9 protein-coding genes are annotated in these 6,820 nt (G+C 36.6%); 3 read left to right on the forward strand and 6 right to left on the reverse strand.

Going from position 1 to position 6,820, the window contains the following annotated elements; translation table 11 throughout:
• A partial coding sequence (locus FTU90_RS15385; RefSeq protein ID WP_180073077.1) for an ATP-binding cassette domain-containing protein occupies nt 1-800 on the reverse strand: 800 nt, incomplete at its 3' end.
• Nucleotides 801-1,181: 381 nt separating this feature from the next.
• Between FTU90_RS15385 and FTU90_RS15390 the strand changes: the two genes are divergently transcribed.
• Together FTU90_RS15390 and FTU90_RS15395 are read left to right on the forward strand one after the other, a co-directional pair.
• Complete coding sequence (locus FTU90_RS15390) at nt 1,182-1,475, forward strand: type II toxin-antitoxin system RelB/DinJ family antitoxin (RefSeq protein ID WP_004870963.1); 294 nt, start codon at nt 1,182-1,184, stop codon at nt 1,473-1,475.
• On the forward strand, nt 1,468-1,749 hold the full coding sequence (locus FTU90_RS15395; RefSeq protein WP_001129137.1) for a type II toxin-antitoxin system YafQ family toxin: 282 nt from the start codon (nt 1,468-1,470) through the stop codon (nt 1,747-1,749). Before FTU90_RS15390 ends, FTU90_RS15395 begins: the two co-directional genes overlap by 8 nt.
• Before the next feature lie 114 nt (nt 1,750-1,863).
• Here FTU90_RS15395 and FTU90_RS15400 read toward each other — a convergent pair whose 3' ends face one another.
• Nucleotides 1,864-2,334 (reverse strand): hypothetical protein, encoded by a 471-nt coding sequence (locus tag FTU90_RS15400; protein ID WP_004870960.1) that lies wholly within the window; start codon nt 2,332-2,334, stop codon nt 1,864-1,866.
• Nucleotides 2,331-3,302 (reverse strand): MobQ family relaxase, encoded by a 972-nt coding sequence (gene mobQ / locus FTU90_RS15405; RefSeq protein WP_087528904.1) that lies wholly within the window; start codon nt 3,300-3,302, stop codon nt 2,331-2,333. Before mobQ ends, FTU90_RS15400 begins: the two co-directional genes overlap by 4 nt.
• 363 nt (nt 3,303-3,665) lie before the next feature.
• On the opposite strand from mobQ, the gene FTU90_RS15410 reads away from it, so the two are divergent.
• Entirely contained in the window at nt 3,666-3,950 is a 285-nt protein-coding gene (locus tag FTU90_RS15410) for a hypothetical protein (RefSeq protein ID WP_004871868.1), read from the forward strand.
• Here the strand turns inward: FTU90_RS15410 and FTU90_RS15415 are convergent.
• The 3 genes from FTU90_RS15415 to FTU90_RS15425 form a co-directional block, all read right to left on the reverse strand.
• The gene (locus FTU90_RS15415) at nt 3,947-4,243 is read right to left on the reverse strand and encodes a hypothetical protein (RefSeq protein ID WP_087528905.1); all 297 of its coding nucleotides are present in this window, start codon (nt 4,241-4,243) and stop codon (nt 3,947-3,949) included. The two genes, FTU90_RS15410 and FTU90_RS15415, sit on opposite strands and share 4 nt — an antisense overlap.
• Nucleotides 4,240-5,172 carry a replication initiation protein RepM gene (gene repM, locus FTU90_RS15420; protein WP_026438545.1) on the reverse strand — a complete coding sequence of 311 codons (933 nt, stop codon included), beginning with the start codon at nt 5,170-5,172 and terminating at the stop codon, nt 4,240-4,242. Before repM ends, FTU90_RS15415 begins: the two co-directional genes overlap by 4 nt.
• Nucleotides 5,173-5,924: 752 nt before the next feature.
• The coding region (locus FTU90_RS15425) for an ATP-binding cassette domain-containing protein (RefSeq protein WP_180073079.1) at nt 5,925-6,820 on the reverse strand (896 nt) is incomplete at its 5' end.

Here is a 6,820-nt window from a genome sequence, read left to right on the forward strand (position 1 = left end):
GATTGACGTTTATTCGCTTTCATTAAGCTATCATGTTGCCGTTGTTTTAACTGCTTTAATTCTTTTTTCTCATTATTAATAGACTGAGTTAATGCATCCATGTGTAGCTGATGCTGTTGAATGTAATGCTCATAATTACCTTTGTAGTGTTGTAAGCCTAATTCAGTTAAAGCATAAATATGTTGGACTTGATTGAGTAATTGGCGATCATGACTAATCAGGCATACACCACTAGGGTGTGCCAAAATACTCTCAATTAACCATTGTCTAGATGTTGAGTCTAAATGGTTGCTTGGTTCATCTAAAAGTAGATAGTGATCCTTTTTTAAAAACAAACGACATAAAGCCAGCTTTGTTTTTTGTCCTTCACTCAGTTTTTCTGTTGGAAAGTTCAAATCCGTAGGTAAGTCAGCATTTTCAAGTATATTTTGCCATTTTTGTGGTAAATCCCAGGTATTTTCAACTAACTCATAATCATCAAAACTAGCTGTATTGTTCTCTATACGCCGAAAAGCATGATGTAAATGATCTACCTCTAATGCTTGTGCAATATTTTCAGCATTAAGGCGTTCTAATTGTGCCAAATAATCATGTTGGATATTCCATGAAACTTGACCACTATAATGAATATCTAAAGCTTGGCTTTGATCTAATATTCTGAACAATAGGGATTTACCTAAACCATTACGTCCAATTAATGCAGAAACCTGTCCTGATAAAAGCGTAATGTTTAGCTGATCAAACATTTTCTGTGTAGAAAATTCTAAATTTAAGTTTGAAGCAATACATGCATGTTGCATAAAAAATTCCTCATGTAGAGGATATGCAAAATAGTGAAGATTAACTTATAAAAAACAATATATTATTTAGGATATAAAGTAGAGACCAAGAATATATAGCCACAAGTAGAATCTATTTTGCACATCAAAAGTTTAAAAATAATGATGAGAAAATGACTTACTTCATTGGCGTTACTCTTGGGAGGATGATTTGAATAAGGTTATTTTATAATGATAAGACAATCTGTCAAGCTTGTACTAAAGCTTCTAAAAGTTATTTAACATAATGGCTGTTATACGAAATTCAGTTGTCAGAAACCATTTATTACATCAAAAGTAATGAAAAAGTAAAGAATATGACTTATATTATCTTTACTTTAATGGTTTTTGAGTGAGGGAATCATGTCCGCAGTCAATTTCAATATGCGCTTAGAAGCAGAGTTAAAAGAACAAGTCACCCCAATTTTGGAAGACTATGGTTTGACTATGCCTCAAGCATTCAAACTGTTCTTGAATCAAATCGTTAAAACTAAAGCGATTCCTTTGTCTTTTGACTATGCACGAGAACCTGCTTTAACTCCTAAAGCAGCAGCCAAGTTACTTCAATCTTTAAAAGAGATTGAAAATGGCGAGTACACCGAGTACGAAACGGTAGAAGAAGCGATTAAAGCTATGTCGGAAGAAGCACATGGCTAAACGTAAGATTATCGTAACCAGTTCTTTTAAACGTGATATTAAAAGACGTTATTTAGAACTGGTTACGGCTGAATGGGCAGAAGTATTAGATTGTTTAGTCGCAAATAATCCTTTGCCTGAAAAGTATTTAGATCATCCCTTGAAAGGTGGTGCAGAGTTTAAAAATTGTCGTGATTGTCATGTGAAGCCTGATTTAGTCTTGATCTATAGGCTTGTTGGTGACGATATTTTAGAACTGCATCAGTTGGATAGCCATTCCGAAATTTTTGGATGACTATCGCTCGATGCTTTGAAAGATGGCTTTAGCCATGTTTCAAAGTCGGGCAACTTTGCGACTGCTGTCATTGATTCGGTGATGGCAAGAGCCGAGCAAAGTACTGTCTAATCATTATTTTGGGTCAATCACACAATAATCCTTATTCGCTCCGTGACAGTCATTTTTCATGATGCGAACGCAAGACTTCCCATTGCAATTTTTAATATCTAGGCTGTATTTTTGTTCTAGCCATGCAACGTCTGCTCTACGCTGTTTGATTTCGTCCATGCTCGGCACATATAAAAATAATGCTAAAAAGAAAACGATCAGCAAGCTAACAAAAGCACTGGCGTAGATTGCCATGAATCGCCAGTCAAGTTGATTGGTTGCATTGTTTAATTCCCGAATACTGTTGTTGAGTGCGTCTATTTGCTTCTGATTGGCGTTTTTTAGGTGTTTTTCGGTCTTATTGAGTACTCCGCTAGCCACTTCCTTGTAAAACGCTTCTAATCGCTTGTTATCGTCTGCTATGGCTTCTCGATACTCTTTCATAGATGCCAGTAAAATATAGAGCTGGTCATCTAGGTCGTTTTGGTTGCTCATCGGTACATTCCGCCCTGATCTAAGTCTTGTGATGCTTTACGGTTGGCTCGCTCGGCTTGCTGTTGCTCTAGTTTTTGCTGTCGTTGTATTTCGGCTTGGCGTTCTTGTTCTAGGCGTTTAGCTTCTTGGTTTTTCTGCCATTGCTCGAAGCCTTGCTCGGCACGGTTTAAACCACGCTGTAAAACGCTGTCTGTGCGCTGTTGCTGTTGTTTGAGGTGTTGGGCGTTGTGTTGCTTCACATGGTCGTTATAACGGCTGATTTCGGTGTCTATGCCTTGTCTACGGAGTTGAGTGACCGAAGTCCCCTCATGAATGGTGGCTTGTAGTCCATTGTTCTGATCGGCATAGCTGCGGTGGTCTATTTTTTCTCGGTAGCCTGCTCGCTCCAGTGCGTGATTGGCTAAGTCCGCCCATGTTTCCCGAATCTGTTTGATGTCGTCTTGGGTTGTTCCCATATTTAGGCTTTTGCGTTTGGCATTACTTAACTCAATATCGGTTTTTGTCGTCAAAGTGAGTTTATTGTCAGGGTCTAATTCAGCTTTTCGGGTGGTCAGCATGATATGGGCGTGATGGTTTTTATCATTTCCGCCTTTGCTGGGTTCGTGAATGGCTAAATCTGCGATCACGCCATAGCGATCAACAAGTGATTGAGCAAACTCTTTTGCCAAGTCCTTACGTTGATCAGCGTCTAATTCATCAGGTAGGGCAATGACCCATTCTCTAGCAGTTCGAGCATCTTTGCGGTTTTCGGACTGTTCCGCCAAGTTCCACAATTCGCTACGGTCTATTTCTATATCAAGGTTAGACACAATTTCGCTATGGGCGACACCATCCTTTCTCGTAAAATCGTGGGTTAGTCCTGTTCGTTCATCTTTGAGTTTTTCCCCTGCACGATAAGCCATAGATGCAACGGCAGTTCTTCCCGAACTGCGGTTAACGGTTTTGGTTGTACAGTGGTAAATCGCCATTAAATTTTCCTTGTGGCATCCACGTATTGATTACATTTCGGGCATTCTTTTCTAATAGTTTGAATGGATACTCCATTCATTTGCTCTATAAGAATTTTAGGTAATTTGTATAAAAATTCATTCCCACAGTTTGAGCATATAAAAATATGCTGTTCATCAATATTGTATTTCTTCATTTGCTTTACCGCTCTTGCTTTTGCTTTTGGGGTTAAGGGGTGTCCCCCTTACGCATCTTTTGACTTGAATGAAATTCAAGTCGTAAGTGCGCATTTCATGAAAAACACGATAGCATATTACCCGCTTGAATTTCAATTCATAGGGTCTTATGCTTGAGTGGTTTTCTATATTCCGAAATTAACCGTTATGACTAAATCTGCTGAAAATATCGAAAAGAAAATTGAAGCCCAGTTAGAGAAGCTGAAACAGTTAAAAGCACAGAAACAGGCTATTGAAGCAAGAGAACGTACCAAAAAGAAAGAACAGGAGCGCAAGGATGATACTAGGCGTAAAATTTTGCTCGGTTCTTACTTGATTAAGAAAATGCAGGCAAATGAAGCCAATAAAGAAAAAATACTCGCTGAACTCAACGAATATTTAACAGAAAATAGAGATCGACAGCTTTTTGATTTGCCCGATATTGAAGCCTAATTTTTCTTAGCTGTTTGGTTGTTTTGTTCGGCTTGATACTCTGGAATGAGCGTATTTAAAACCTTTTGAATATTGTCCTTGTCCTCGATTTGTAAATTATCCCGATAGTAAATTAAGTTCTGTATTTTGCTTTCCATCTGCATTTTTTCGGTGGGTTCGGCATCTTTGGATAGTCGGGATAATAGGAAGATATAACCGCATATATTTTCCCTCGCAATTTCATAATTTACGATGTCGAGGTATTCAACGGTCACATGCTTTAGATCGGTTGATAGGTTATTTAATTTAATCATGGCTGAAATCCTGATTTTTCTAAAATTGGATAAAGCTCTCTGAATTTTTCAGGCTCTAAAAGCATATCAGCGATACGAATAGCAAATTGTTGGTAGCTTTCTGTACCTTGTGAATATTTCCCCATTTCAGGCATTTCTGACATTTTTTTTGCAAATAAATGGCGTTGTGCATCGGTCATTTTGATAAAAAAGTCAGGTGTGTTTGGGTCACGCTTAGAATCTAATTTTTTCGGTTGTTGTTTCTGCTTAAACTTGAATGAAAACCCAGTAATTGTACGCCCTTTCTTGTGTTGCTCATAAGTGGCTTTTATGTCTGTATGTTCATTGATTTGAGTAATGGCAGTTTCTAATACACGGCTTTTAAAATGGTGCATACGTTGATATTCATCATCTTCAACACCTAAATTTTTACGTAATTGTTGTAGTTCAAAAACAGGTGTTTTACCAACTTCACGCCAAGCGATTAATAACTCATAAAGTCTAGTAGCATACTTACTGGTTAGGTGTGCAACTTGTTTGGCTTCATATTTTGTAAAGTGTTCTTCTAATCTAGTGATTAAAGGAACTACATCAGGTGCGAAAGTAATTTCTAGTAATGCCAAATCATCTACATAAAAAATACGGCTTACCCAGCGAGAGCGAACGATACCTACCTTCCCTGTTTTTTTATATTCGGCTGTATAGCTAAACTGCCTGTTAAATAGATTATTTACGGCATCTTTCAGGGCTTTGTAGGATGCATCAGGTGATACATTAAATAGTTTTGCATAGTCACTAGCATGTATTTCTAGTTTGCTATCTGCCGTAATACCCCGCCCTAATTCCCTTGCATTAATGATTGCAAGCATGACTAAACGCTGTTCCGTTAGTTCTAAATTATAACTGGCGTTTATTAATGCATTATCTTTCACAACTAAACCATTCTTCATATTAAATACACGTTATTATTAATGTGTATTTACACACTATATATTTTATGTGTGTAAATCAAGAGAATTTGTGTGCTTATACAAGAGAATTTGTGTGCTTATACAAGAGAATTTGTGTGCTTATACAAGAGAATTTGTGTGCTTATATAAGCTGTAGTCCTCTAATATCAATGTTTTCAGCTTATCTAAAAGCATTTAAAAGCTTTAAAAATAATTAAAAGCCTTTCGAGAGGGGAGTGCAAACTGCCCTAGGTACTCGCTAAAGCTCGTACTCTATTGAAGCTCGTTCCTCGCTTCGTGGGGCAGTTTTTGGGTAATCCTATTTGTGAAATCTAAAAGCAAAAATATTGGTAATGTATTCGCTTCGCTCATACTTTTTGAAAAGCAAAAGCTCCAAAGTTCGCACCCATTCGGGATGCTCTGTACCTACCGTTTAAAATCGAAAGGGAGCTTGTAATCAGAGAAAAGGCGAGGGCGAAATTTTGATGATGCTCAATCGCTCGTAGACACTCGCTCGGTTCTTATTATCTAGGTTTTAATTATTTAATTGAGCTAATCAAAGTTGTGAAACATTGATTAAATAGTAGGCGTGGAACGTGACAAATCATTAAAAAAGCCCGAACAGTGATGTTCGGGCTATCAACTAGAAACTACAGCGTTGAATTATAAGGATAATTATAAAGCATTTCGTATAAGGTGTATTATGTTAATTTTAGTAGAACTAATAAATCTATATATTTGAAAATGTCATTTTACTCAATTAAATACTCTTCAGATATTTCACACTGTTCAACAAAAAAATGATCATGTGAAACTAAAATTACAGCGCCCTGATATTGGCTAATAGCCTGCGATAGAAGCTCTCTAGACTCAATATCTAAATGATTTTCTGGTTCATCAAGCAATAATAAATCAATACCATCAGGATAGTGACTCATTGCTAATAATGCGACTTTCAATTTTTCACCACCACTCAGTTCTGATAGTTTTAATAAAGCTTTTTCACGACGAATACGTAACTGACCTAACAAATTTCTCCACTCAACTTCAGTAAGATTGGAGTTATAAAGTGCAAGGTTTTCGATTACGGATAAATCATTATTTAATAAACTAAAGTTTTGATCTAAATACAAACATGTTCCACTAAAGAAAATATCATCACGTTGATGGGTAGAAATCAATTTCAATAAGGTTGATTTACCAATTCCATTAGCACCTTTAAGATGGATTTTTTCGCCAGCTTTCAATGCAAAATTAATTTTATTTGTTGCTGTATGGGGTAGCTTTAAATCATGAATTCTTAAAATCTCTCCTTGCTTCGTACTCTGTAAGTGGAATTCAAACTTCTGAGCTTTGATTTTTTCTACAATGGTCTGCCTATTAATCAGACTATTTTTCAAATCATCAGTTTGTCGAGTTTGTTGGGCACGTAGCTTACCTAAGCTTTGTCCAGCATTTTCCTTTTTGAAATCTAGAAAAATCTTTGCTTGAGAATTAGAATCACGAAGTTCATTGCCTTTAGATTGACGTTTATTCGCTTTCATTAAGCTATCATGTTGCCGTTGTTTTAACTGCTTTAATTCTTTTTTCTCATTATTAATAGACTGAGTTAATGCATCCATGTGTAGCTGATGCTGTTGAATGTAAT

Source organism: Acinetobacter sp. YH12200 (assembly GCF_013418175.1).
GTDB classification, from domain to species: domain Bacteria; phylum Pseudomonadota; class Gammaproteobacteria; order Pseudomonadales; family Moraxellaceae; genus Acinetobacter; species Acinetobacter pseudolwoffii.

Bases quoted from the DNA above. Each gene is read 5' to 3' on its own strand.
- mobQ (WP_087528904.1), bottom strand. From the start codon at position 3,302: ATGGCGATTTACCACTGTACAACCAAAACCGTTAACCGCAGTTCGGGA.
- FTU90_RS15400 (WP_004870960.1), bottom strand. From the start codon at position 2,334: ATGAGCAACCAAAACGACCTAGATGACCAGCTCTATATTTTACTGGCA.
- repM (WP_026438545.1), bottom strand. From the start codon at position 5,172: ATGAAGAATGGTTTAGTTGTGAAAGATAATGCATTAATAAACGCCAGT.
- FTU90_RS15395 (WP_001129137.1), top strand. From the start codon at position 1,468: ATGGCTAAACGTAAGATTATCGTAACCAGTTCTTTTAAACGTGATATT.
- FTU90_RS15410 (WP_004871868.1), top strand. From the start codon at position 3,666: ATGACTAAATCTGCTGAAAATATCGAAAAGAAAATTGAAGCCCAGTTA.
- FTU90_RS15390 (WP_004870963.1), top strand. From the start codon at position 1,182: ATGTCCGCAGTCAATTTCAATATGCGCTTAGAAGCAGAGTTAAAAGAA.
- FTU90_RS15415 (WP_087528905.1), bottom strand. From the start codon at position 4,243: ATGATTAAATTAAATAACCTATCAACCGATCTAAAGCATGTGACCGTT.